The sequence below is a fragment of the Roseovarius sp. MBR-154 genome, from assembly GCF_053628595.1.
Genome location: NZ_JBRJGR010000025.1, coordinates 25,689 through 49,734, shown reverse-complemented (window position 1 = coordinate 49,734; position 24,046 = coordinate 25,689). Strand labels below are relative to the sequence as shown.

22 protein-coding genes and 2 pseudogenes are annotated in these 24,046 nt (G+C 62.6%); 17 read left to right on the top strand and 7 right to left on the bottom strand.

What is annotated here, in order from left to right:
- Positions 1–154: 154 nt before the first annotated feature.
- A pseudogene (locus ACSSV4_RS20050) lies at positions 155–1,942 on the bottom strand (DUF4158 domain-containing protein); the annotation flags it as partial.
- A 94-nt stretch (positions 1,943–2,036) separates the two neighbouring features.
- On the opposite strand from ACSSV4_RS20050, the gene ACSSV4_RS20045 reads away from it, so the two are divergent.
- Together ACSSV4_RS20045 and ACSSV4_RS20040 are read left to right on the top strand one after the other, a co-directional pair.
- The gene (locus tag ACSSV4_RS20045) at positions 2,037–2,645 is read left to right on the top strand and encodes a recombinase family protein (RefSeq protein ID WP_454276875.1); all 609 of its coding nucleotides are present in this window, start codon (positions 2,037–2,039) and stop codon (positions 2,643–2,645) included.
- A 133-nt stretch (positions 2,646–2,778) separates the two neighbouring features.
- Complete coding sequence (locus ACSSV4_RS20040; protein WP_454276874.1) at positions 2,779–4,653, top strand: ABC transporter substrate-binding protein; 1,875 nt, start codon at positions 2,779–2,781, stop codon at positions 4,651–4,653.
- Positions 4,654–4,858: 205 nt separating this feature from the next.
- Here the strand turns inward: ACSSV4_RS20040 and ACSSV4_RS20035 are convergent, their stop codons facing one another.
- Positions 4,859–5,752 carry an SMP-30/gluconolactonase/LRE family protein gene (locus ACSSV4_RS20035; protein ID WP_454276873.1) on the bottom strand — a complete coding sequence of 298 codons (894 nt, stop codon included), beginning with the start codon at positions 5,750–5,752 and terminating at the stop codon, positions 4,859–4,861.
- Positions 5,753–5,771: 19 nt separating this feature from the next.
- Positions 5,772–6,506, bottom strand: a complete 735-nt coding sequence (locus ACSSV4_RS20030) for a FadR/GntR family transcriptional regulator (RefSeq protein WP_454276872.1) — start codon at positions 6,504–6,506, stop codon at positions 5,772–5,774.
- Between the two features lie 174 nt (positions 6,507–6,680).
- Here ACSSV4_RS20030 and ACSSV4_RS20025 point away from each other — a divergent pair, with 174 nt between their 5' ends.
- From ACSSV4_RS20025 to kdgD, 5 genes are read left to right on the top strand one after another with little or no spacing between them, the layout of a single operon-like run.
- Positions 6,681–7,493, top strand: coding sequence for an NAD-dependent epimerase/dehydratase family protein (locus tag ACSSV4_RS20025; RefSeq protein ID WP_454276871.1), 813 nt, complete (start codon positions 6,681–6,683; stop codon positions 7,491–7,493).
- Positions 7,494–7,522: 29 nt separating this feature from the next.
- Complete coding sequence (locus ACSSV4_RS20020; RefSeq protein WP_454276870.1) at positions 7,523–8,566, top strand: TRAP transporter substrate-binding protein; 1,044 nt, start codon at positions 7,523–7,525, stop codon at positions 8,564–8,566.
- A 55-nt stretch (positions 8,567–8,621) separates the two neighbouring features.
- The gene (locus ACSSV4_RS20015) at positions 8,622–9,224 is read left to right on the top strand and encodes a TRAP transporter small permease subunit (RefSeq protein ID WP_354544536.1); all 603 of its coding nucleotides are present in this window, start codon (positions 8,622–8,624) and stop codon (positions 9,222–9,224) included.
- Positions 9,221–10,585, top strand: coding sequence for a TRAP transporter large permease (locus ACSSV4_RS20010; protein WP_454276869.1), 1,365 nt, complete (start codon positions 9,221–9,223; stop codon positions 10,583–10,585). The genes ACSSV4_RS20015 and ACSSV4_RS20010 overlap by 4 nt, the downstream gene beginning before the upstream one ends.
- Positions 10,586–10,629: 44 nt before the next feature.
- Positions 10,630–11,571: a 5-dehydro-4-deoxyglucarate dehydratase gene (gene kdgD / locus ACSSV4_RS20005; protein ID WP_454276876.1), complete on the top strand. Its 942-nt coding sequence runs from the start codon at positions 10,630–10,632 to the stop codon at positions 11,569–11,571.
- On the opposite strand, the gene ACSSV4_RS20000 is transcribed toward kdgD, so the two are convergent.
- A complete protein-coding gene (locus ACSSV4_RS20000; RefSeq protein ID WP_454276868.1) occupies positions 11,549–13,009 on the bottom strand; it encodes a mannitol dehydrogenase family protein in 1,461 nt (486 codons plus the stop codon). The two genes, kdgD and ACSSV4_RS20000, sit on opposite strands and share 23 nt — an antisense overlap.
- A pseudogene (uxuA, locus tag ACSSV4_RS19995) lies at positions 13,006–13,845 on the bottom strand (mannonate dehydratase); the annotation flags it as partial. The pseudogene uxuA and the gene ACSSV4_RS20000, both read right to left, overlap by 4 nt.
- A gap of 17 nt (positions 13,846–13,862) precedes the next feature.
- Between uxuA and ACSSV4_RS19990 the strand changes: the two are divergent.
- The 8 genes from ACSSV4_RS19990 to ACSSV4_RS19955 all read left to right on the top strand — a co-directional run bounded on the left by ACSSV4_RS19990 (position 13,863) and on the right by ACSSV4_RS19955 (position 19,051).
- Entirely contained in the window at positions 13,863–14,261 is a 399-nt protein-coding gene (locus ACSSV4_RS19990) for an FCD domain-containing protein (protein ID WP_454276867.1), read from the top strand.
- Positions 14,258–14,689, top strand: coding sequence for a hypothetical protein (locus ACSSV4_RS19985; RefSeq protein ID WP_454276866.1), 432 nt, complete (start codon positions 14,258–14,260; stop codon positions 14,687–14,689). Before ACSSV4_RS19990 ends, ACSSV4_RS19985 begins: the two co-directional genes overlap by 4 nt.
- 152 nt (positions 14,690–14,841) lie before the next feature.
- Complete coding sequence (locus tag ACSSV4_RS19980) at positions 14,842–15,321, top strand: TRAP transporter small permease (RefSeq protein ID WP_454276865.1); 480 nt, start codon at positions 14,842–14,844, stop codon at positions 15,319–15,321.
- A gap of 3 nt (positions 15,322–15,324) precedes the next feature.
- Positions 15,325–16,326, top strand: a complete 1,002-nt coding sequence (locus ACSSV4_RS19975; protein ID WP_454276864.1) for a TRAP transporter large permease — start codon at positions 15,325–15,327, stop codon at positions 16,324–16,326.
- Positions 16,327–16,334: 8 nt separating this feature from the next.
- Positions 16,335–17,378 carry an L-idonate 5-dehydrogenase gene (locus ACSSV4_RS19970; RefSeq protein ID WP_454276863.1) on the top strand — a complete coding sequence of 348 codons (1,044 nt, stop codon included), beginning with the start codon at positions 16,335–16,337 and terminating at the stop codon, positions 17,376–17,378.
- Positions 17,379–17,542: 164 nt separating this feature from the next.
- Positions 17,543–18,247 (top strand): OmpW/AlkL family protein, encoded by a 705-nt coding sequence (locus ACSSV4_RS19965; protein ID WP_454276862.1) that lies wholly within the window; start codon positions 17,543–17,545, stop codon positions 18,245–18,247.
- 83 nt (positions 18,248–18,330) lie between these two features.
- A complete protein-coding gene (gene nrtS / locus ACSSV4_RS19960) occupies positions 18,331–18,579 on the top strand; it encodes a nitrate/nitrite transporter NrtS (RefSeq protein WP_454276861.1) in 249 nt (82 codons plus the stop codon).
- Positions 18,563–19,051, top strand: coding sequence for a MerR family transcriptional regulator (locus ACSSV4_RS19955; RefSeq protein ID WP_454276860.1), 489 nt, complete (start codon positions 18,563–18,565; stop codon positions 19,049–19,051). Before nrtS ends, ACSSV4_RS19955 begins: the two co-directional genes overlap by 17 nt.
- A 105-nt stretch (positions 19,052–19,156) precedes the next feature.
- On the opposite strand, the gene ACSSV4_RS19950 is transcribed toward ACSSV4_RS19955, so the two are convergent.
- Both ACSSV4_RS19950 and ACSSV4_RS19945 read right to left on the bottom strand, forming a co-directional pair.
- Entirely contained in the window at positions 19,157–19,855 is a 699-nt protein-coding gene (locus ACSSV4_RS19950) for a class I SAM-dependent methyltransferase (protein WP_454276859.1), read from the bottom strand.
- Positions 19,856–19,902: 47 nt separating this feature from the next.
- The gene (locus tag ACSSV4_RS19945; protein ID WP_454276858.1) at positions 19,903–20,751 is read right to left on the bottom strand and encodes a 3-methyl-2-oxobutanoate hydroxymethyltransferase; all 849 of its coding nucleotides are present in this window, start codon (positions 20,749–20,751) and stop codon (positions 19,903–19,905) included.
- A 446-nt stretch (positions 20,752–21,197) separates the two neighbouring features.
- Between ACSSV4_RS19945 and ACSSV4_RS19940 the strand changes: the two genes are divergently transcribed.
- Both ACSSV4_RS19940 and ACSSV4_RS19935 read left to right on the top strand, forming a co-directional pair.
- The gene (locus ACSSV4_RS19940; protein ID WP_454276857.1) at positions 21,198–22,964 is read left to right on the top strand and encodes an Ldh family oxidoreductase; all 1,767 of its coding nucleotides are present in this window, start codon (positions 21,198–21,200) and stop codon (positions 22,962–22,964) included.
- A 39-nt stretch (positions 22,965–23,003) separates the two neighbouring features.
- Positions 23,004–24,002: a sialic acid TRAP transporter substrate-binding protein SiaP gene (locus tag ACSSV4_RS19935; protein ID WP_454276856.1), complete on the top strand. Its 999-nt coding sequence runs from the start codon at positions 23,004–23,006 to the stop codon at positions 24,000–24,002.
- The last annotated feature ends 44 nt before the right edge of the window (positions 24,003–24,046 follow it).

Genomic DNA, 24,046 nt, shown 5'->3' with positions numbered 1-24,046 from the left:
TGAACTCGCGGCTGAACTTCCGTCTCGTCATATCCACTCTCCAATTCCATGGTCACGATCTTATCTTCGTGTCCACGAAACCGGCAGCAGGCCATAACGTCGGACTTACCATCGGATCGATCACGAGATCAGACGGCCGCCGCCGGAGGCTTACTCTACAGGGAACGCCGGTGCGTAGATGAGTGAATGCTTCAGTGCAGCCGATATCGTCATCGACTTCTTGCAGCAGATCGGTGATGCGGACTGCGGGCAGGCGGCCATAGAGATCGAGCACCATGTCGTCGACATTGCCGGGCACGGTGCCGGTGAGGCGATCCAACTTGAGAACGCCATTTTCAATAGATCCACCTGGGATTGCGCCAGTTCGGGCGGCTCTAGCCAATCGATTCATGCCTTCCGCCAATCGCGGTTTACGATCTTCAAGCCAGACCTCCGGCTCAAAGGGCATGGTCAGTCGCGGCGACGCCTTCGCCGCCTCCATCGGCACAAGTGCCTGTTTTAGGTCAGCGTAGCGCCGGGAATGCGGGAGCCAGATATCGCCGGAACGGAAAGCTTCTCGGATCTGGAACAGCACGGCGACCTCCCAAAGCCGGTTGTCATCGGGCTCCTGGGCATTGATGTGGCGATGCCATTTTGACGTGCGGCGCAGGAACGAGGACTGGCGGGGCGCATCGGTCTGATCTTCGGCGAGGATTTTGGCGGCTTTCACCAAAGGCGCAGCCACAGGGGCGTTCCGGACATCGAGCACACGCAGCATGCGTGGCGCATAGCGCAGGAACCGGTGATATCCGTGAACGACATGCGCCAGAGCGTCGGCGGCCATCGTGTCGGTCAGCTCGGCAGCGGTTGCCACCATATTTTCGAGACGTGTCCAACCGCATGCCGCTTCCGTGGCCACGTCGAGGGATGTGTCATCTCCCTTGGCTTCCAGCAGGGCGGCGCCCAAGTCTTTGAATGACCGCAACGTCTCCTGCAGCGAAGATCTGGCATCGGCGATCCGCGCATCGCACAGTTTCTTCGCGTCCCGCCAAGTTTTGCCAACAATCCGGTCATGGGTCTCGATCACCGCATCAGCGATGGTCGCGGTCCATTCGATGGCGCAGACTGCCAAGATCGCCAGACGCCGGTCGCTGGTGATGTCGCGTAGCCCGTCGGCAAAGTATCTCTCACCCTGACGGCGCAGGCGCGTGACCCGATGGGGCGGAACATCCTCCAGGATTCCGGGCGGCACTGCCAATGCCTGCAGGAATTCCAATCTGTCCAGGAGCCGGGATGCCCCCGCCGAGTTGTTGCCCACCTCGAACTGGCGCAACCAGACGAACCGGCTGACCTTGCCATCGACCATCTCGGTCAGCATCGCGTCCAGCCGTTCCTTCATTTGGTCATCAGCCCTGGCGGCGATCCGGCTTTCTATTCTGCGCTCCGCCGCTACGAGGGCGTCGGCGCACAGCCGCTCGATGACCGAGACACCGGGCAGGATGGTCTGTGTCCGACGGCATTCCTCGACAAACCGGCGCGCCAGGTCTTCGTTGGAACGGGCCGTTTCGACCTCGCGCTCAAGCCACGCCTTCAAGTCACGCGCACGACGGCCCGAGAACACCTTGAAGCCGTAAATCCGGCGAAGGTCGATCAGGTGCCTGCGCCGTGTCACATCGGTCTCGGCGTAACAGGCAAGGTCTTCGGAGCGTTCGCAAAGCTGTGCAGCGAGGAAGCGGCTCACTTCCAGGGGGATGATCTCCCACGGCAGCAGAAGACGACCGGGATACCGGAACGCGCACAACTGCAGTGCGAAGCCAAGCCGATTACGCGCCTGCCGCCTGGTGCGGATGTGTTCGATATCATCATCGGCCAGGGTGTAGTGGTGCAGGAGGGTGGCTTCATCAGTGGGCAAATCAAACAGCGTAGAGCGCTGTCGTTCGGTCAGAATGGACCGTCTTGGCATGCTGAATTGTCCTTGTTAGTCATTAGTCTGTTCGGGACAAAATCTGCACCAGCAAGATCAATGGCTTGCAAGGCCAAAATCCAAGGGGGTTCAAATGGGACAGCGCGCGGCCATTTACGCCAAGGTCTCCACATCCGACCAGTCCTGCGAGCGGCAGGTGGCCGAACTGACCGCCTTCGCGGAACGTGGCGGCTACGATGTAATCGGCGTGTTCAAGGAAACGGCTTCCGGGGCATCGGCAAATCGAGCCGCCCGCAGTCGGTTGCTTGATCTCGCGCAGACCCGGCAGATCGATGCGATCCTGGCCAGCGAGCTCTCGCGTTGGGGGCGTTCCACCCAGGATCTGCTCGATACCCTGAACAGGCTTGCAGGCTGGAAAGTCTCGGTTGTTGCCATGAACGGCATGACCTTTGAACTCAACACACCCCACGGACGGATGATGGTCACCATGTTGGCAGGCATTGCCCAGTTTGAGCGTGACCTCCTCAGCGAGCGTGTGAAATCCGGCCTCGCCGCCGCACGGGCAAGGGGCAAAAAGCTCGGCAGACAGCCCGGCCAACGTCCGAAGTCCGACAAGCTCGCGCCAAAGGTGCTTCAGGCCGTGGAAGGTGGTCGATCTTACCGCTGGATCGCCCGCGATCTCGGGATCTCAAAAAACACAGTCACGGAGATCGTCAAACGTCACCGACAGAAAGCCTTATGATACGATCCTGCCCCCTACCGGAATCTACCCCATGTACGGCCGGGACGCTCCAGAATTGTTGCGGGCGAGAATGCTACCGTTCCGCCACACAAATTGAGGCAGAGCCCAATTAAGGGCTACGCGACCGTTGGGCATGGCCGGTGAATCTCCAAACATCCCGCACATGGACGGGCGCGGCGAAAACTATTTGCTGTACGGACAGCTCGAACCGTGGATGATGATCTGCAGCGAAAGCCATGTCGGCTGGGGCGGTTCGGCGACGGGCGTCACGCTCGAGGATCGGTTCGGGATCCGCGCGCACCGTGTCGAGCGCCTGCCGACCTACCCGTTTGTCCAACGGCTTGGTGAACGTTTGTCTGGGAAGAAACAATTCCAACAGGGAGTGAACGAGATGCAAGACGACAAAGACGACCGCGTGAAGAACTGGGCACGCGAAGTTCGCGCCGGACGGCTCGACCGCCGGGAATTCATGGCGCTCGCCAGCATTTTCGGCGTGAGCGCGGGTATGGCGGGTGCAATGATCGGGGCTGTAACCCCGACACGAGCCAAGGCGCAGGAGATCAAGCGCGGGGGCGTGTTGCGCATCGGTCAGCAAATCCTCGACATCAACGATCCGCGCACCTACGACTGGCCACAAAAGGCCAACGTGGCGCGCCAATTCTGCGAACCACTGGTGCGGTGGGAGGCAGATGGCAGCTTTTCGCCGTCGCTTCTCGAAAGTTGGGAGGTCAGCGACGACGCCCGCACCTACACGCTCAATGTGCGGCGTGATGCAGTCTGGAACAACGGTGATCCCTTTACCGCCGACGACGTGGTGTACAACATCATCCGTATGTCCGACAGCAGGGTCGAGGGCAACGCGATGGCGGCGCGTCTGACGGCGCTGCGCGCCGACGGAGAGGCCGTGGCAACGGAAGCGGCCGTTCAGAAGATCGACGACTACTCGGTGCAGTTGAGCCTCGTGGTGGCGGACATTTCGTTGATCCCGTCCTTCGGTGACTACCCTGCGCTCTGTGTCCACCAGAGTTTCACCGGGCAGTTGCAGGACGCGCCGATCGGAACCGGTGGCTTCGAACTCGTTTCATTCGAGGTCGGAGGAAACGCCGTACTCAAGCGCCGCGAGGATGGCAAGTGGTGGGGTGGCGAGGTCTATCTCGACGGGCTCGAGTTCATCGACCTCGGCAATAACGACGCCACCTTCGCGGCCGCGTTCGATGGCGGTGAGATCCACATGAACGACGAGACCCAGAGCAACTCGGAAGAACTCTTCAACGCGATGGGGCTGAACCGTGCCGTGGCGCTTACGGCGACAACGGCTGTGGCGCGCATGAATGTCAACGCCGAGCCCTTCACGGATCAGAGCGTGCGCAACGCTGTGCAGCTTGCCATAAACAACGAAATATGCCTCCAACTGGCAATCTCGGGCCTTGGCTCGGTGGCGGATAACCATCACGTGGCCCCTGTTCATCCCGAGTACGCCGAGGTGCCGCGACCTCCCCAGGACGTCGCAAAAGCGCGGGAGATACTCGCAGCCGCAGGCGTGACCGAGGTCGAACTTACGTCCATTGACGACGGCGAGCTGCGTATCCTTGCGGATTCGGTCGCGGCGCAATTGCGCAACGCGGGGGTCGACGTGATACGCACGACGCTGCCCGGTGCCTCCTTCTGGAACGATTGGACCAAATACGCCTTTTCGACCACCTCCTGGGGTGGGCGTCCGCTCGGGGTGCAGGTCTACGCATTGGCCTACCGCTCGGGCGAGGCGTGGAACGAAAGCGGGCACTCGAACCCGGAATTCGATGCCAAGCTGACCGAGGCGCTTGGCATTTTCGATCCCGCCGCCCGACGCCCGCTGATGGCTGAACTCGAGAAGATGCTTCAGGAAAGCGGCGTGATCGTACAGCCCTATTGGAGAGAGCTGGCGATGCATCACACCGACGCGGTGAAAAACTATCAGCGGCACCCGCTGCGCGAGATGCACCTTGAAAAGGTCTGGCTCGCCGCCTGATCGAGAAGAAGCCCGCAACCTTCCGTGCGTGATGTGGTGGCAACTGTATGGTCCGGTTGGGGCTTTGAAAAGGGGGCACACAGGGCGGTGTTTGGGTCGGCGTTTGCGATCACGGTTGCCGTGGGCCAAAAGGTGTCGTGCTTGCCTGAGTGCGCGCCCTTGCAGGGTCGCTGTAAATCGTGCGCAGGCGCTAGGTGGTCCGCCTCTATGACACGGTGAAACGGGCGTCGGGCAGACCCGCCACGCCGACATTCAGCGCCAGAACCGCACCGGCAAGCGGCTGGGCCTCTGGCGGTATATGTGGCGCATAGCCTGTCGCCATCGACGTGACGAACAGGGTGTCGAATCGCGGGCCACCGAAAGCAAGTTTGGTTGGCTTGGCAACCGGCAGCGGAATGCGGCGGTCGATCTCGCCATTCGGTGCGATGCGCACGACCTGCCAGCCGTCGTTCGCAGCCATCCAGTAGCACCCGTCGGCATCGACACAGGCGCCATCGGGCCGCCCGTCGATCGCACAGGTGTCGAAGAAGGGGACGGGATCATCCGGTCGTCCTTCGCTGTCGAGATCGTAGCGCCAGATCATCTGGGCGTCGGAGAAGGAGTCGGAGACATAGCCGGTTCTGCCATCGGGGCTGAAGGCGAGACCGTTTTGTATCCAGAACGCGCCGAACCGTTGGGTCGCCGTGCCGTCGCCGGTGATGCAGAACAGCGCGCCCTCCGGCGCGTGGCCCGGCCCGGCAAGGGGCATCGTCCCGGCCCAGAGCCGCCCGCTGCGGTCTAGCGCGGCATCGTTGAAACGGGTGCCGACGGAAAAGGGTTCCGGTCTCGACAGCGCGGTGAACGCAGCGGTGGCGGGATCAAACAGGGCAACGCCGTCATTGAGCCCGATGATGATCCTGTCCGCCGCGGCAGGAAAGCAGAAGCCGACCTCGGTCGGCATCTCGAACCTCTCGAGTTGGCCCGTGGCCGGATCTCCGCGAAACACGGCTTTGCCCACGATATCGACCCAGAGCAAGGCCTGCGCGTCCTCGGACCAGACGATGCCTTCGGCAAGGCCGAAAGGGCCGGAGAAGACAAGATCGACGGTGGGATTTGTCATCGGACCGCCAATCCCGGGCTCAGCCGGACTGCCGATTGAGATCGAGACCGCGGGTCAGATGGGTCCGCATCGCCCGCGACGCGGCCTCGGCGTTGCGCTCCGCAATCGCATCGCGGATCTCGGCATGTTCCATCTGAAGAGTTTCCACATAGTCACGGCGGTCGCGGCTCATTCGTGCACGCAGAGCAGGGCGCGGAATGATGAACGGGCCGAGATAGCTCAGAAAGTTGGCGATATAGAGGTTGCCGGTCGCCTGGGCGATGGCGACGTGAAAGGCGAAATCCTGCTCATAGGCCGGCTCATCATGCCGTACGGCTTCGGCCATGGCAGTAAGCGCGCGGTCGATCTCGGCCATCTGGTCCGCCGTGTGCCGTTCGGCGGCCAATGCGGCCGTCTCGACCTCATGGCACAGCCGCAACTCCAGAATCTGCACGATGTGATCGCGTTCGCTCAGCCCCGGATTGACGATGCGAAAGGGCTGCAAGGTGCGATCCGTCGCGACAAACGCACCCCGTCCCTGATGCACGGTGACGAGACCGTCGGTCTTGAGCGCCGACACCGCCTCGCGGACGACCGTTCGGCTGACTCCGAACTGCTCGATCATCTCGCTCTCCGTCGGCAGTTGTGCGCCCGGTGCCAATTCTCCGCGAAGGATGAGATCCCGCAACTGCTCCGAGATCAACTCGCTGAGCTTGGATCGCGAGCGGATCTTTCCAAGCTGCGGTGCGGAGGTCTGGGTCCTGGGCGGCGTCACATCGGTCCTTTCTGCACTTTAACGGCGCGATCCAACCTGAGGTATTCCAGCGTGGTTTGGAATTCCAGTTGCAATCGCATTTTTCAGAAGGTAAGCATATCATCAGTCATCATACAAGTGATGGCATGATGAATTCAAGCGGGATGCAGGGTCATGTCAGTGTCGAGGGTGCTCATGACTGGTGCCGCCGGACAGGTGGGCCTGGCCATGCGCGAGGAATTGCGCGGACGATATAAGCTACTGAGATGCAGCGATATTGCCGCGATGGACCCGGCCGCCGAAGGCGAGGAGGTGGTGCGTGCCGATCTGACGGAGCGGTCCACGCATGCGCGCCTTCTCGACGGGATTGACGGGATCATCCACCTTGGCGGGCTGTCGGTCGAGGACGACTGGGCACCGATCCTGCGCGTAAACATAGATGCCACCTATGATTTCTTCGTCGCCGCCGCCAAGGCGGGGGTCCGGCGGATCGTCTTTGCCAGCTCCAATCACGTGGTCGGATTCTACCGGCGCGACGTGCGGTTGACGCCCGAAGAACGGCCGCGACCGGACACGCGCTATGGGCTGAGCAAGGCCTTTGGCGAGCTTCTGGGGCAGTATGTATCCGATCAGTATGGCGTCGGTATCCTGTCGGTGCGAATCGGCAGTTGCTTCGAGAAACCGACCAACGAGCGGTTTCTCTCGACCTGGGTATCGCGGCGCGATCTGGCGCAGCTGTTTGCCATCGGGCTCGAGACGCCGACGCTGCATCACGAGATCGTCTGGGGTGTCTCCGGCAATGACCGGGGCTGGTGGGACAACAGCCGCGCGCATGAGCTGGGATACCGCCCGCTGGACAATGCCGAGAGCCATGCCGCGACATTCGATCACGCGGCCACCCGCGAAGCCAATCCGCTGTCCCGTGCGCTTCAGGGCGGCGGCTTTGTCGGCGCGGAATATCGCGGCGACCCGGCCCGCGTTCTGGGCGGACGCGCGCGCCGGACCTGACACGACACAATGGAGGAGGAGGAAGCAAAATGACGATTCTCAAGAAACTGGCCATCCTGGGGGGCGCGACGGTTTTCGCCGTCGCGGCCATGCCGGGCATGGCGCAAAATCTAAACCTGCACACCTTTGCAGGCCGGAATTCCGCCGTGATCGGCCCGGTGCCGCATCTTCTGGCCGAGCGCGTCGAGACGTTCACCGGCGGTGAGGTGAAAATCAAGGTGTTCGATCCGGGCGATCTTGTCCCGGCGATCCAGTATTACGACGCGGTGAGCCAGGGATCTGTCGATGCGGCCTTTGGGGCCGCCGGGTTCGAGGTGTCGAAGAACTCGGCCTATGATTTCGTCTCGGCGATCCCGTTCGGTCCGCAGGCCCCGGAATACTACGCCTGGATCTTCAATGGCGGCGGTCTGGAACTGGCGCAGGAGCTTTATGCGCGCGACAATATCTACTGGTATCCCTGCGGCAATGTCGTTGCCGAAACCGGCGGCTGGTTCAAGCAGCCGCTGAGCGGGGTTGGTGACCTGGCGGGTCTGTCGATGCGGTTTGCCGGGCTTGGCTCCAAGGTCTTCACCAAGCTTGGCGTTTCGACCCAACTGATGGGCGGCGGCGAGATCTATCAGGCCATCGAGCTTGGCACGATCGACGCGGCGGAGCTCTCGTTCCCCGCCAACGACCGCAGCGCCGGGCTGCCGGAAGTGGTGAAGCACAATTACTTTCCCGGTTGGCATCAGCAACAGGCGATCAACGAGCTTCTGGTCAACCTGACGGCGTGGAACGGTCTTTCGGACGGGGCGAAGGAGGCAATCCATGTCTCGTGCAAGGCGGCCATTCTGGAAACCATGGCCGAGGGCGAGGCGACGCAATTCGCGGCGCTGGAGCAGCATGTCGCCGATGGCGTGACGTTGCACACCTATCCGCAGGAGTGGCTTGATACGTTCCACGCGACCTGGCTTGAGGTGGTCGAGGAGGAAAAGGCCGCCAATCCGGACTGGGCGCGCATGTGGGACAGTTTCTCGGAGTTCCGTTCCCGCTACAAGCTCTGGGCCGACCGGGCGTATCTGCCTCGGAACTGAGCCCGTTCCGGCGGGCCGCTCAAACGGCCCGCCGCCTTTCTGACAAGGACAGATGATGACCGGACTGCTTCACCTCGCCTTCGCGCTGGACCGGGTGGTGCGCCTTGTCGGGCGCAATGGCGCGCGCCTTGTGCTGCTGCTGATCGCGACGGTCATGCTTGATGTGATCGTGCGCAAGGTTCCGGGTGTTCACGGAGCGCTGTTCGGATCTGTTCTGGCCGATTACCTGTCGGCGGTGAAGCTGCGCGAATTCTCCTGGCATTTGCATAGCGTGATCTTCCTGACCGCGCTCGGCTATACCTATCTTGAGAATGCGCATGTCCGTCTCGACATCCTGCGCGAGCGGATGACGGCGCGGCGGCGCGCCTGGATCGAGCTGGCCGGTATCCTTGTTGCGCTGCTGCCCTACATGGCGATGATGATCTTTTTCGCCTGGGGGTTCGTGCATCAATCCTGGATCAACGGCGAGGGATCGACCGCGGCCAGCGGCATACCGAATCGCTGGATCATCAAGAGCGCGCTGCTGATCGGCTTTGGCATGACATTCCTCGCGGGGTTGAGCATCGCGCTGCGGATCGTGGTGTTTCTGCGCGGTGACGCGGATCTGGAGGGCAGCCGCCTTTCGACACTCATCGGCACGCCGGGGCAGGACGCATGAGCGCGCTGGTCGATGTTCTGCCGCTTGCGATGTTCGCGGCGCTGGCGGCGGGCATGTTCACCGGTCTGCCGGTGGCCTTCGTGCTGGGCGGGGTCGGGGTGCTGTTCGGCGGGCTGGCCATTCTGCTCGGGGACATGCCCGCGATCATGTTCTTCAATCTGGTGCCGCGGATCTGGGGCGGGATCGCCGAGAACCTGGTTCTCGTCTCGGTGCCGAGTTTCATCTTCATGGGGACCATGCTGGAACGCAGCGGATTGGCAGAGGATCTTCTGTCCGCGCTCGACCGGGTCCTGCACCGGATGCCGGGGGGATTGCTGCTGTCGATCACCGGGCTGGGGACGATCTTTGCCGCGACGACCGGTATCGTGGGGGCGTCGGTGGTGATGATGACAACCCTCGCGCTGCCCAGCCTTTTGCGCGCCGAGGTCAATGGCGGGCTGGCCGCCGGGACCATCGCCTCTTCGGCGACGCTGGGGATTCTGATCCCGCCGTCGATCATGCTGGTGGTGATGGCCGATATGATGTCGGTCTCGGTCGGGCGGCTGTTTCTCGGGGCAGTGCTGCCGGGGCTGCTGTTGGCCGGGCTCTACGCGCTCTACATCTTCCTGACCGCGCTGCTCCGCCCTCATATGACACCACGGCGCGTCCCGCTCATCGCCGATGACGACACGCCGCTCGGGCTGTTGGTCCTGCGCGGGCTCATGCCGCCGGTGATCCTGATCCTGGCGGTGCTCGGCTCGATCTTCGGCGGCATCGCCACTCCGACCGAGGCGGCGGGTGTCGGCGCGCTGGCCGCCCTGCTGCTGGCGGCACTGAAAGGGCGCGCGTCATGGTCGGTGATCGACGATGTCTGCCAGCGCACGGCGCGGATGGTCGGGATGATCTTCTTCATCTTCATCGGCGCGACGGCGTTTTCGCTGATCTTTCGCATTCTCGGCGGAGACGAGTTGATCGAGGGCATCATTGCCGCGCTCGGCGTTGGCCCCTGGGGGACGCTGGGGCTGATCATGGGGGTGATGTTCGTGCTCGGCTTCTTTCTCGACTGGGTCGAGATCACGCTGATCATCCTGCCGGTCTTTACCCCGATCATCATCGGTCTGGACTTTGCGCCGCATGTGGCGCGCGGGGACGTGATCTTCTGGTTCGCGATCCTGATTGCCATCAACCTGCAAACCTCGTTCCTGACGCCGCCCTTCGGCATGTCGCTGTTCTATCTAAAGGCGATTGCCGGTCGGCAGATCGCGATGGCGACGATCTTTCGCGGGGTTCTGCCCTTCGTGCTGTTGCAGCTTGTCGGGCTCGGGCTGGTGATGGCGTTTCCCGAGATCGCGCTGTCATTGCCCGACCGCATGCTGAACTGACGCGGCCACGCGCCCACCCACCACCGAAAGGACATCCCATGCCACTGACCCCGGACGAGCTGAAATCGAGACTGGCAAGCGGGCTTCTCTCGTTTCCGGTCACGGATTTCGACGCGACGGGCGCGTTTGACGCCGCCTCCTACAGCGCGCGGCTGGACTGGCTTGCCTCCTACCCGGCGGCGGGGCTGTTTGCGGCGGGCGGGACCGGTGAGTATTTCTCGATCACGCCGGAGGAATATCCCCGGGTCATCGCCGCCGCCATTGCCGGGCGGCAATCCGATGTGCCGGTGATCGCGGGCGTCGGGATGGCGACGCGAATCGCCTGCGAACAGGCGAAGACCGCCGAGGCGCTCGGGGCCGACGGCATCCTCGTGCTGCCGCATTACCTGACCGAGGCCACCGAGGAGGGCATCGCCAATCACCTGCGCGCGATCTGTGCCGCGGTCGATATCGGGGTCATCTTCTATGCCCGCTCGGTCAGTCGGCTTGGTGTCGGGACATTGCTGCGTCTGGCCGAGGACTGCCCGAACCTGATCGGCTACAAGGACGGTGTCGGCGATCTTCAGTCGATCGTGCAGATCACCACCCGGCTTGGTGAGCGGTTCACCTATCTCGGCGGGTTGCCGACGGCGGAGGTCTTTGCGCAGGCCTATCTGGAGATCGGCGTCGATACCTATTCCTCGGCGGTGTTCAATTTCGTGCCCGAGTTTGCGCTTGCCTTCTTCGGTGCCGTCCGGGCGCGCGACAAGGCGGCGGTCCGGCTCGGGCTGTCGGAATTCTTCCTGCCGTTGCTCGATCTGCGCGACCGGAAAAAGGGCTATGCCGTCAGCATGATCAAGGCCGGTGCCGCGCTTGTGGGCCACCCCGCGGGTGCGGTGCGTCCGCCCCTGACCGAGCTTGACCCCGACGAGCGCGACCGCCTGCGGGAGCTGATCGAAGTGGCCGGGCGTCTTGTGCCACGGCTCACGCGGCCTCCTGCGAAATAACCTCGGCCATGGGCCGGGTGAGCATGTCATGCAGGATGGTCTCGACGTCGGTCCAGAACGCCTCGTCCCGCACGACGGCGGGCGAGATGAAAGACGCCGCGCGCTCAGCCTCGATCGCCTCGGGGGCTTGTCGGCCCTGCGCCATGGCGATCAGGGCGTCGGCGCGGGGGTCGCGCAGCGGGTAGGGGGCGCAGTCGTGGGTCGATAGCGACAGGTGACGTATCCATGCCGCAGTGGCAAAGGCAAAGGCACGAATGTCGCCGCCCTTGGCCCTCGCGTCCGGGATGGCGGCAAATACCCGTTGGGGCATCTTCTGGGACCCGTCCATCGCGATCTGAAACGTCTCATGTGCAAGATGCGGGTTGCGAAACCGTTCTTCGAGCTGGGTTGCGTAGTCGTCGAAATCCACCCCCGGCAGAGGCGGAAGTGTCGCCGCCGCAACGCGCAGATGCCGCGCGACCAGACGCGACAGGGCGGGATCGGCCATCACGTCCCGCACGTAACGATGGCCTGCCGCGAACCCGGCATAGGCCAGCATCGAGTGGGTGCCATTCAGCATGCGCAGCTTCATCGCCTCGCAAGGGCGCACATCGGGCACAAAGATCGCGCCCCCGGCCTCCCATCGCGGGCGGCCATTTGGAAAGTCGTCCTCGATCACCCATTGGTGGAAGCCTTCGGTCTCGATGGCGGCGTTATCCCGGCACCCGGTCATCTGACGGGCAAGCGCGAGGGTGTCGGGTCCGCGGGCGGGTGTAATCCGGTCCACCATGGTCGAGGGAAACGCCACCTCGCGTGCGATGTGTTCGACAAGCGCCGGTGCCGCATGGCGCGCGAAATCGACCAGCAGGCCGCGTAGAACGCTGCCATTTTCGGGCAGGTTGTCGCAGGACAGCAGGGTAAACGGGGGCAGGCCGAGCGCCCGCCGACGGCCAAGCGCCCAGACCAGAAGGCCGACCAGCCCCTGAGGTTGCGACGGATGGGCGAGATCGCCCGCAATCGCGGGATGCGCGGGATCGACACCGCCGGTTGCCCGGTTCAGCCCATAGCCTTTCTCGGTCACCGTGATCGAGACGATCCGGGTTGCGGGGGCAAGAAGCGCATCCTCGACCGCCTGCGGGTCGGTTTGCAGGCAATACGCGGCAGCAACCGCGCCGATGACGCGCGCGCGGCTGCCCGATGCGTCCCGTTCGATCAGCGTGTAGAGTCCGTCCTGCGGGCGCAGTTCGGTCGACGCCGTTTCGCTGCGCAGGCTGACACCGATGATCCGCCAGTCGCCCCCGGCCTCGGACAGGGCAGTGTCGGTATAGGCCGCCTGATGCGCCTTGTGGAACGCGCCGATGCCGATATGCACGATACCCACGCCATGCGCGCCGCGCCGGTAGCCGGGAACGCGCACGGCGTCAGGCAATCCCCTGGTCGTCGTTAGCCGCCGGGTCATGACGGGCGCTGACCATGCCGGAGCCCGGCAATGAGACCGCGCAGTTCCGCCAGCCCTTTCAGGCGACCGATGGCGGGATAGCCCGGCTGCGCCTTGCGGCCGAGATCGTCAAGAATGTCCTGCCCGTGATCCGGTCGAAACGGGATCGACCAGTCGTCGCGCCCCGCCGCGCGACGTCGCGCCTCTTCGTTCAGCACGGCGGCGACAAGGGCGGCCATGTCGGTATCACCGGCGAGGTACTCGTCCTCGAAGAACGATCCGAACAGGGCGTCACTCTCGCGCTTGACGTTGCGCAGGTGCAGAAAATGCACCCGGTCGCCCAGCCGTTGCATCATGCCCGGAAGGTCATTGTCCGACCGCGCCCCGAGCGAGCCGGAACACAGCGTCATGCCATTTGCAGGCCGATCCACGGCTTGCATGATGCTCGCATAATGCGCCTCGGTCGACATGATGCGGGGCAAACCAAGAAGCGGCACCGGGGGATCGTCGGGATGGCAGCAGAGCCGTAGCCCGCGCGCTTCGGCGACCGGAACCACCTCTTCGAGGAAGTCGATCAGATGCTGTCGCAGCCGATCCTCGTCAATCGTGTCATACTCCGCGATGTGTTGGCGGATGTCGCTCAGCGAAAAGGTTTCCGCAGCACCCGGCAGGCCGAACACGACGGTCTTGGCCAGGCCTTCGCGGCGGGTCTTGCTCATGGAGGTAAACCGCGCGGCCGCCGCGTCGCGCAGGGCGTCGTCAAAATCCGCCGCCGCGCCGTCGCGCGCCAGAATATGCAGGTCGAACGCGGCAAAATCGACGAGGTCGACCCGCATGCAGGTCGCCCCTGAGGGGCGCGGCCGTCATTCGCGAATTGCGCGGGCAGCTCAAGGCACAGGCCGCCGTCGGGCGCACCGATCCGCTCGATTTCATCGGGTTGGATGATCGGTTTCACCGAACGTTGGCGGATGCCACCGAAAAGCGCAGCGCGTGGCGGTTGATCGAAGGGCTCAAGTCGCAGATGGACCGTGTCCGGTTTCTGTCGCTGGGTCACTTTCCGGTAAGAAAACTGATCGAGCAACATGAGGCGGTCGTGGATCATATCGAGATTGGCGACCGACAAGGTGCCAATGTGGCCATCCGCGGCCATCTGCGCGAGGTTCTTGGCGACCTGCCGAAGATCCTTGGTGCGACCCCTGACTTTTTCCACCTGCCGGACGGGAAAATCCCGCAGCCGGTCAATGCACCTATCCAAGGAGGAGTGGATAAATGACAGTCAACTGGAAAACGACGATTGCGGCGGCAGGCGTTGCCGCGCTGACCGCGATACCGGCGCTGGCGCAGGACATGACCCTGAAGCAGGGGCATCTCGCCAATGAGGATAACCCCTGGCATCTGGCCTCGGTGACGTTCGGCGGAGAGCTGTCGGCGCTGACCGATGGCCGCATCGCGGAATCCACCTGGGCCACGCTGAGCGAAGAGGATCGGGGCCACGTGATGGAGGCCGCCAGCCGAGCGCAGACCCATGAGCGCGAACTGTTCAACGAGAGCATCGCCGCCGACCGCGCCTTCCTTGAGGAAAAGGACATGACCGTTGTCGAGGTCGATGGTGCCGCGTTTCAGGCGGCGGCCAAGGACGCGGTCCTGATGAACGTCAACGATGAGATCAAGCCGATCGTCGAGGGCCTGTTCTCGGAGTGATCCGACCGAGGCGGTGCCTTGCCCGAGGCACCGCACACCCATCGCCGCCGGGGCCCCGAATGCGACACGCCGCCAGGCGCCGGGCAGCAGATCAATCGTCTCGGGCATCGCCGCCGGGGCCCCGAATGCGACACGCCGCCAGGATCATCCATGTGACAACCCGCTTGGCCCAATGGGGCACGGGGCTCTCCTTTGCCATTCTGATCGTGGCCGTCCTGTTGCAGGTGATCGGTCGCCTGACGGGTCTGTCATGGGTGTGGACCGAGGAACTGACCCGCTACGCGCTGCTGTTCATGGTGGCCCTCGGGGCCGGGCTGGCCTTTCGGTCCGGCGATCTGGTGAATATGGATGTGGTTTGTGAAACGCTGCCGGGACGCGCGCCGTGGGTCCTGAGGCTGATCGCGGCGCTGGTGACGGCGGGGCTGGCGCTGTTCCTGCTGCCGCATGCCTGGCGATATGTATCCATCGGCAAGATGCAGACCTCGCCCGCCTTGGGGCTGCGCATGGATTTCGTTCATTTCGCCGTCTGGTTGCTGCTGATCCTTCTGGCGATTTTCTCAGGGCTGCGGGTGTTTGGCATGGTGACCGGCGCTGAGGACGGCAAGCCCGTCAAACCGGACGAGGATATCTGACCGATGGACGTCGCCGTGTTGTTCTGTGTCTTTGTGGGCGGGCTGGTCAGCGGACTTCCCGTGGCCATCACGCTGGGCGTGTCGTCGCTTTGCTATCTGCTGCTCGCCGGTATCCCGCCCGTGGTCATGCCACAAAAGATGTATGCGGGGATGGATGTCTTTGTTCTGCTGTCGATTCCGGGATTCATCCTTGCCGGAAACCTGATGAATCGCGGCGGCATCACGCAGCGGATCATCCGCTTTGCCAATTCCATCGTGGGCTGGATCAAGGGCGGGCTGGGGCTGACCAATATCGCCGCGTCGATGCTCTTTGGCGGAATCACCGGCGCCGCCGTGGCCGATGCCGCCTCTATCGGGGGCGTGATGATCCCCGGCATGAAAAAGGTCGGCTACCCGGCGGATTTCTCGGCGGCGGTCACCGCCGCCTCCTCCACCGTCGGGCCGATCATTCCGCCCTCGGTGCCGATGATCATCGTCGGTGCGCTGTCGGGCATCTCGGTCGGACAGATGTTTCTTGCCGGTGCCGTGCCGGGCATCCTGATGGGGGTCGCGATGATGGTCACCGCCTATGTCATTTCGGCCCGCCGGAATTTTCCGCGTCAGGAGTGGCAGGGGGTCGGCGAGGTGGTCCGCGCCTTCGGTGGTGCGTTCTGGGCGCTGGCGATGACCTTTCTGATCTTCTACGGGTTGCTGTCCGGGCTTGTTACGCCCACCGAAACCGCCGTTGTGGCCTCCGCCTATGCCTTTATCGTCAGGGCGTTCATCTATCGTGAATTGCCCATTTCGAAGCTGCCCGCGATCATTGTCGAAAGTGGCACCTCGGCCGCGGGCATCCTCGCGCTGGTCGGTGTCTGCCTGTTCGTCTGCGCCGGAATCGCCCGGCTGCCGCTCATGCCGGTGGTGGTTGCGATCCTGCCGTTCCTTCTGACCAACATCGCCGTGTTGCTCGCCGTGTCCTACATCCCGGCGCTTGCGACATGGTTGCCCTCGCTCCTGTCCAGATGAGGCCGCACATGGAAACCCGCGTTTGCCGTCTGCATGGTCAAAACGATCTTCGCATCGAGACCGAGGATGTACCTGCCCCGGACAAAGGTCAGGTCCTGCTGGCCATCGCGTCAGGCGGCATCTGCGGGTCGGACATGCATTACCTGTCCGATGGCGGGATCGGCACGATCCGGGTGCGCGAGCCGATCATCCTGGGACACGAAGCGTCGGGCCGGGTGCTGGGGGTCGGGCCGGGGGTGACGGATCTGGGCGAGGGGGACGCGGTCGCCATCAATCCAAGCCGTCCCTGCGGCGCGTGCCGCTACTGCGCCGAAGGGTTGCAGATGCATTGCCTGGACATGCGCTTCAATGGCTCTGCCATGCGCCTGCCCCATGAACAGGGTCTGTTCCGCGACCGGATCGTTGTCGCGGCGGCGCAATGTCTGAAAGTGCCCGCCGGTGCCGATCTTGGGGCCGTCGCCTGTGCCGAGCCGCTGGCGGTCTGCCTGCATGCGGCGAAGCTGGCCGGCGATCTGACGGGACGGCGCGTTCTGGTCACGGGGGCCGGTCCGATCGGGGCCCTGTGCACGGCGATTGCCGCCGCCGATGGCGCGGCAGAGATCGTGGTGACGGATTTGCAGGACACGGCGCTGGAGGTGGCCGCGCGCATGGGCGCGACGCGCTGCATCAACGTGGCGCGCGACGGCGCTTCGATGGCGGAGTACGAGGCGGAGAAGGGCCATTTCGATCTCGTCTTCGAATGCTCGGCGGCGGCACCGGCGATCCGGTCGGCCATCGCCGCGCTGCGCCCTCGTGGAATGCTGGTTCAGGTCGGTGTCGCCGGTGATACGCCGTTGCCGCTCAACGCGGTGGTTGCCAAGGAGCTGAATTTGCAGGGCTCGTTCCGGTTCCATGACGAATTCGCCGACGCGGTGGATGCCATCGTGTCGGGCCGCATCTACGTGCGCCCGATGATCACGCAGCGATATGCGGTAGATCGCGCAAGCGAGGCGTTTTCGGTGGCGGCGGATCGGGCGCGGTCGGTCAAGGTGCATCTGACGTTCGCCCTGTGAGCAAGGATGCAGGCACGGCGAGCCTGTGCCGAAAGGATCTTGATTTCACCAATATATGACATTAATGTCAGATATTGGTGGGGGATGTATTTGACAGTTCCTTATAAATAATAATGTACCAGTACCCCCTCCAGAAAAAATCTGCCCAAAGGGAGGGGATAGTGATGAAACCAACTACAACGCGGGTAGCGGTGCTTCGATGGGCCGACCGGCTAAGACACCTACCGTATGCTTCGACTACCATTCTAACAGCGTTTGTCTTGCTGCTGGACGGTACGGGGGTGGCTATGGCGCAAAGCGCCAAGACGGCGGGCGAGGGCTGGGCAAACCGGTTCTTTGTCCGCGGACGGATTGCCGGGGTGCTGCCCCGCGACAAGGCGCACTACAATGTTCCGGTCGAAACCCACGTGTCCAATTCGGTGATTCCGAATTTCGATCTGTCCTATTTTTTCACGGACAACATCGCGGTGGAATCAATCTGTTGCGTCACGCGCAACGAGGTCTCGATTGCGAATGGCGGGCCGACGATCGGCGAGGCGTGGTTGATCCCGCTGGATGCCTCGATCCAGTATCACTTTCATCTCGGCAATGGCGTCAAACCCTATCTCGGGGCCGGACCGACCGTGGTGATCACGGCCTCAGACAGCGCCAAGGGCCCGGCGACGTCGTTCAAGTTGCGGAGGTTCAATCCGGGCTTTCTGATACAGGCGGGCGTGGACATCGAGCTCAAGAACAACTGGTATTTCAATGCCGACATCAAGAAGTTCTTTGCCGATGTCAAAGCTGACGTGGTTGCCGGAGGAGTGGTTTCCGGAAAGGCCTCCATCGACCCGGTGGTGGCCGGGATAGGTTTTGGCTACCGGTTCTGACCGCGAAGCGCCATCACACCGCGTGAATGCCCCTGCCGACATTTGCGGGTGGGGGCATTCGCATCAGGACAAAAGGGACGCTCATGACAGACATGCCAAGACCCCGCCGCATCAGGATACCTAAAGCTGTTCTGCTTCGCTCTGCCAAGGTTGCTGTTGTGGTCGGAACCGTCCTGAACATGATCAATCAGACGGATGCCGTGTTCGGTTCCGCTGAAAGTGATCTTGTAAAAGCGGGCTTGACCTATTGTGTTCCGTTTTTCGTTGCTATGTATGGAGCGATAGCAGCAAGGCGAGACTACGGAAAGAAGACCCTTGGCCAAGACCCATGACAAGAAGCAGATGAAGATCGGAGAGCTTGCGCGCCGCAGCCGGTTGAGCGAGCGATCCCTGCGCCATTACGAGGATCTGGGCATCCTGAAACCCGAACGCAGCGAAGGTGGCACACGAACCTATGGCGAGCGGGACGTGGCCCTGGCGAAGCTGATCCAGAGCATGCGCGATCTCGATATTCCGCTTGAGGTCGTTGCGGCCATCGCCGGTGTCAGGGCAAAGCACGCGACCGGCGCAGGCTCTTCCCATGAGGTCGCGGCCAAGCTCAATGAACTGTCCGACAATCTCATGCTCATGGCCCGTCTGGCGATCGAGATACAGGGCGAAGTGAACGGCGTTCTGAGTGCGGTGAATGAATGCCGTGGCTGCAAGAACAAACCGTCCCGGTCAGGATGCCCGACCTGTCCCATGAACACGGTATCCGAAGTCTCGCCCCTGGCAGACATGATCTGGCGGGGCGACTCTGCCTGATCCGTCACATCTGTTCTGAATAATCGAGGATGCGATCCCGGTATTTGCTCCGGAAATCAGAGGTGTCACGCCGTAGAATCTCCTGAAGCTGGTGTACGGTGATCGTCACGTCTGCGACTTGGAGCATGGGGTGTCGGACAAGTGCTGGATTTTCCGAAATATCCGACCCTTGATGGGCCATGACACATCGACCTCCATCTCACCCAGTCTGTGCAGGTTTTCGAGGGCGGCCTCAAACGCCTCGGGACAGTCGCGTGTGCCGAGGCGATAGGCGCTCCAGCTTTGCAATGTCCGGCTCAGATCACCAAGCGTAAGGGTCTTGCACATCGTGGCATGCGGCAGGTCCACGCATTCGCCGACGAATTCCAGCCCCGGATACCCCGACACGACCCAGTCGCGCTCGGCCTCCCAGTATCTTTCAGCGAGTATGAGAAAATCTTCGCAGGCGTCCCCGATATCATGAGGCAACTCGATCTGGCCCCATGACAGGGCGGCAAAGATGCCTCCGGTGCTCAGAACGCGGTTGGCCTCGGCGAGGTGGCGCGCCACATCGAAGTGATGCAGCGCCTGCATCGACACGAGCAAGTCAACGCTATCTGACGGCAATGGGAGATGCGTGGCACAGCCCTTGATGTAACTTATGGGCTCGGTTTCCGGCACAGGGTAGGCACCGGGTGGCGGATTTATGTCGATTGCGATGGCAAGATTGAAATGACCGGAGAGAAACCGGCACAGTTCCGCGTGACCGGCACCGCACTCGACAACGACGCGCTGTCGTTGCGGAAGCTTTGCGAGCCAGCGCATGAGTTGCGCCGGCTCCAGGGGTCTGTCGGTTTGGTCAACCACGAAGATCAGCCGACGAGAGACACGAATTTCTCGTGTTCGCCGTCAAGCATGGTGTGCGACAGATCCGGATTGGGAAACTGTCCGCCCCTGGTCGCGTTGACATAGGCCGAATAGGCTTTTTGCATCTCGCCCCAGACATCGCCAAACACCTCACGCTTGGGCGGAATCGGGAAGGCCGAACACCCGATGATATCGCTTGAGACATGGAATATGCCATGTGCATAGGGCCCCGAACCCAGACTGGCCACGGCAACGGGCAGGTTCTCGTAGCACCATTTCGTCAATTCGACCGACGTATGCTCGAACAGGGCCGCGAAAATCCCGGCGTCGATGGAGGCCCGGACCAATTCCACGATTGCCGCCGCCTCTTCCGCGGTCCGACCGGCCGGGGAATGACCGGAATTCATCACCGCCCGCTCCCCCTGCACACCGAAGTGACCGACGACGGGAATGCCCGCATCGACGATGGCGCGGATATGCGGAACTGTGCCGAGCGAGGGTTCGATATGGACGCCATCGGCGCCGAGCTTGACCACTTTCGCGGCGTTTCGCACCGATTCTTCGATTGAGATGGACGCCGTCGTGTTGGGCATGTTGCAGATGATGAACGGCGAGGATGCGCCGCGCAGCACGCCCTCCAGCATGTAGAGCTGTTCCTCGAAATCCACCGTGGCCATCGACTTGTGCCCCATGAGCCCCATCGGGCCGGGACTGCCACAGCATAGAAGATCCATGCCCAGGTCTTCGGCCATGATGGCGCTCGGCGTGTCGTGGCACTCCATGCCGATGATGCGCTCGCCCTTCTGGACCTTTTCCGCCAGATGCTTCAGGCGTGTCTTTCTGCGTTTCACCATTCTCGTTTCCTCCCTATGGCAGCGAATGTACTGCGACTCCGACATTATCTGACATTGATGTCAGATATCAACTGGAATGTAGGGATGTGGCCGGAATTGAGCCGACTGCCCGTTCGCCTGCTTGGCGCGGGTCTCTGGTTGGAGTGACCTTAACAACTGGTCCGAATTTCTGCGACCACCTCTTAGAGCGTGGGCAGGTGTCTTTTGAGCCATTCGAAGTTCACTCGGGGAAACCGTGACAATTCCGCGACGTTTATCGCGACAGAGCCATCAAAACGATTGGAGATGTCCCACGCTCCCGGACAATCTTCAACCCGGCCAGCATATGCTGGCGGACAAGGCCTATGACGCCGACTGGATCAGGAGAATGATCTGGCAACAGGGTGCATGTCCAAAATGGACAATATTCTCCTTGTGATATATCGGATATCAGATATCGTTTCGGTATGGAGTCAATCTTACCACAGGATATTACCTCGCAAAACGGGAACACGCGCAGGAAGTTGTCCGAGCAGGCGCGCGACTGGATTCGGGAGCGCATCGTGTCCGATGAGTTCGCCTTTGGCCGTCCCCTCAGGGAATCCGATCTGTCGGCGCGGCTGAACATGAGCAAGAGCCCGATTCGCGAGGCACTTCTGGAACTGGCGCAGGAAGGGCTGGTCGTGATGTCTCCCAACCGCCCGGCACGGGTGATTACGCTCGACAGCGCGGATGTCAGGGAACTGGGGTTTCTGCGCAATGTGCTCGAGACGCAAGCTGTCCGTCTGGCCATCGCACGCGACCCGGCAGGACTGGCACAGGCGCTGGAGCGGATCACACGGCAGGGCGCGCAGGCGCTCGAGAAAAACGATATCGCGGCGTTTTCCAGTGCAGATCACGATTTTCACATGGACATGTTCCGCCGCTGTGGGAACAGCTACCTCGAGAAGTCCTTTTTGACCATCGCCTCGCGGATACAATGCATCCGCATGCGCCTGACTGGTGATCCCGGCCGGATTAGGCGCTCGCACGCGACACATCTCGCAATCCTGGACGCGGTGCGGGACAAGGACGCCGACTACGCCGCCGACCTGCTTAGCCAGCACATCCGCAGCAATGTCGAGGATTACGCCGGAATCCAGTCGGACGGGGCCTTGCCCGGTGGGCGACGGCGCGTCCGCCTTGACGAGATCGAGCGTTTCGCAGCGCGGGCGCTGGCGGCTGTGCAGGCGGACCGCGAAAGCACCGACGCCATCGTGCGCGCGCTCAGCCACGCGTCCTTGCATGGGGTCGACAGCCATGGTTACAGGCTGTTGCCGCATTACCTTACAGTGCTTGAAGAGGGGCGGGTCAAGCCCGCTCCGACCCTTCAGATCGAGCGCAAGGCCGATGCAGTGGCCGTGCTCGACGCGGGCGACGGCCACGGCGCGCGGGCGACCTATGCTGCAGTGGAGGCTGCGGTCGCCATGGCGGCAGAGGTGGGGGTGGGCGCGATAGCGATCCGCAATTCGTCACATTTCGGGGCTGCGGGAGCCTATGCGCTTGCCATTGCCGAGGCTGGAATGGTCGGATTGTGCGTGTGCAACTCCGATCCCTTTGTCCGTCTGCATGGCGGGGCCGAGCGGTTCCACGGCACCAATCCAATCGCCTTTGCCGCCAGTGCGGGCCCGGAGGAGCGACCCTGGCTTTTCGACATGGCAACAAGCGCGATCCCTTTCAACAAGGTGCAACTGGCGAAATCCCTGGGCATGACGCTACCAATCGGCACGGCGTCGGACGGCAACGGGATTGACACCGTAACGCCCGCGCTGGTCGAAATGCTTGCACCCTTGGGCGGAGCCTTTGGATACAAGGGGGCCGGGCTTGCCGGGATATCCGAAATCCTGTCGACTGCGCTGTCCGATTCACCGCTGAGCCGCGAGCTTACACCGATGATCTCGGACGACATGCAGACACCGCGCGCGTTGGGGGCCTTTGTCCTGGCATTGGACCCCGAGGCGTTCATGGGGCGCGCCATCTTCGAGGGCGTGATCCGGCGCTACCGTGACGGACTCCGGAGTTCGACCGCCGCCCCATTAGAGACCATCATGGCCGCTGGCGACCGTGAATGGGCCGAGGCCGACCGCCGCCGCGACGGCGGCATCGTGCTGGACGAGACGACCGTGACGGCATTGAACGCCTTTGCCGTCCATCGAAAGATCGCACCGCTCGCTTATGAGGAGAACGTCGACTGAGCGGTGAAAGATGAAGACTGAAAAAGGGAGGACCTTTAAATGACCATCAAGAATGCCACGCTCAAGTACACGCTTACCGCGACGACGGTGCTCGGACTGGCTTTGCCGGTCGCCGCGCAGGATGCCGACCGCGTCCTGAAATGGGCGCATGTCTACGAGTCCAGCGAACCCTACCACACCTGCGCTGTCGAGGCTGGCGGTCAACTGGCCGAAGCGACAGACAACCGGCTTGGGATCGAGGTTTTCCCGGCCTCCTCGCTGGGCAAGGAAGTCGACATCAACGAGGGGCTTGGCCTGGGCACCGTTGACATGATCTGGACCGGGCAGTTGTTTGCGGGCCGGTCCTACGGACCGATCGCCATCGGCGGCGCACCCTTCATGTTCCGCGACTACGACCATTGGGAAGCCTACCGCAACAGCGATCTGTTCGCGGAACTGATCCAGGGATATAACGACGCGACCGGCAACCACGCGATGACGCTGGCCTATTACGGCGCACGGCACACCACCTCGAACAAGCCGATCCTGGAGCCCGCCGACATGAAGGACATGAAGCTGCGCGTGCCCAATGCACCGCTCTACATGATGTTCCCGCGCGCGGTTGACGCCAATCCCACACCGATCGCCTTTGCCGAGGTTTACCTTGCGTTGCAGCAGGGCACCGTCGACGGGCAAGAAAACCCGCTGCCGACGATCCAGGCCAAGAAGTTCTACGAAGTGCAGTCCGACATCAATCTGACCGGGCATATCGTCGACTCGCTTCTGGCCATAGTGGGCGGGCCGACATGGGGTAGCCTTGATGCCGCTGACCAGGAGGCCCTGACCGCAGTGATCAATGACACCGCCGAATGCGTGACCACGCAGATCCGCGCCTCCGAAGCGGAACTGGCCGAGTGGTTCCGCGAACAGGGCAACAACGTCAATGAGATCGACATAACCCCGTTCCGGGAAGCGGTTATGCCGATGCACAATGGCGACATGGCGACGTGGGATCAGGAAACCTATGACCGCCTGCAAGCGATCGGGACCGACGGCTGACCGTTCAGTCGAAGGCTTGACGATGGGGGGCCGCGCCGACGCGT

Coding starts and splice junctions, on each gene's coding strand:
- ACSSV4_RS19945 (WP_454276858.1), bottom strand. CDS start 20,751: ATGGTGAAACGCAGAAAGACACGCCTGAAGCATCTGGCGGAAAAGGTC.
- ACSSV4_RS19935 (WP_454276856.1), top strand. CDS start 23,004: ATGACCATCAAGAATGCCACGCTCAAGTACACGCTTACCGCGACGACG.
- ACSSV4_RS20010 (WP_454276869.1), top strand. CDS start 9,221: ATGAGCGCGCTGGTCGATGTTCTGCCGCTTGCGATGTTCGCGGCGCTG.
- ACSSV4_RS20000 (WP_454276868.1), bottom strand. CDS start 13,009: ATGACCCGGCGGCTAACGACGACCAGGGGATTGCCTGACGCCGTGCGC.
- ACSSV4_RS20015 (WP_354544536.1), top strand. CDS start 8,622: ATGACCGGACTGCTTCACCTCGCCTTCGCGCTGGACCGGGTGGTGCGC.
- ACSSV4_RS20020 (WP_454276870.1), top strand. CDS start 7,523: ATGACGATTCTCAAGAAACTGGCCATCCTGGGGGGCGCGACGGTTTTC.
- ACSSV4_RS20040 (WP_454276874.1), top strand. CDS start 2,779: ATGGCCGGTGAATCTCCAAACATCCCGCACATGGACGGGCGCGGCGAA.
- ACSSV4_RS19965 (WP_454276862.1), top strand. CDS start 17,543: ATGAAACCAACTACAACGCGGGTAGCGGTGCTTCGATGGGCCGACCGG.
- nrtS (WP_454276861.1), top strand. CDS start 18,331: ATGACAGACATGCCAAGACCCCGCCGCATCAGGATACCTAAAGCTGTT.
- ACSSV4_RS19940 (WP_454276857.1), top strand. CDS start 21,198: ATGGAGTCAATCTTACCACAGGATATTACCTCGCAAAACGGGAACACG.
- ACSSV4_RS19975 (WP_454276864.1), top strand. CDS start 15,325: ATGGACGTCGCCGTGTTGTTCTGTGTCTTTGTGGGCGGGCTGGTCAGC.
- ACSSV4_RS20045 (WP_454276875.1), top strand. CDS start 2,037: ATGGGACAGCGCGCGGCCATTTACGCCAAGGTCTCCACATCCGACCAG.
- ACSSV4_RS19950 (WP_454276859.1), bottom strand. CDS start 19,855: ATGCGCTGGCTCGCAAAGCTTCCGCAACGACAGCGCGTCGTTGTCGAG.
- ACSSV4_RS20035 (WP_454276873.1), bottom strand. CDS start 5,752: ATGACAAATCCCACCGTCGATCTTGTCTTCTCCGGCCCTTTCGGCCTT.
- ACSSV4_RS19970 (WP_454276863.1), top strand. CDS start 16,335: ATGGAAACCCGCGTTTGCCGTCTGCATGGTCAAAACGATCTTCGCATC.
- ACSSV4_RS19985 (WP_454276866.1), top strand. CDS start 14,258: ATGACAGTCAACTGGAAAACGACGATTGCGGCGGCAGGCGTTGCCGCG.
- ACSSV4_RS20025 (WP_454276871.1), top strand. CDS start 6,681: ATGACTGGTGCCGCCGGACAGGTGGGCCTGGCCATGCGCGAGGAATTG.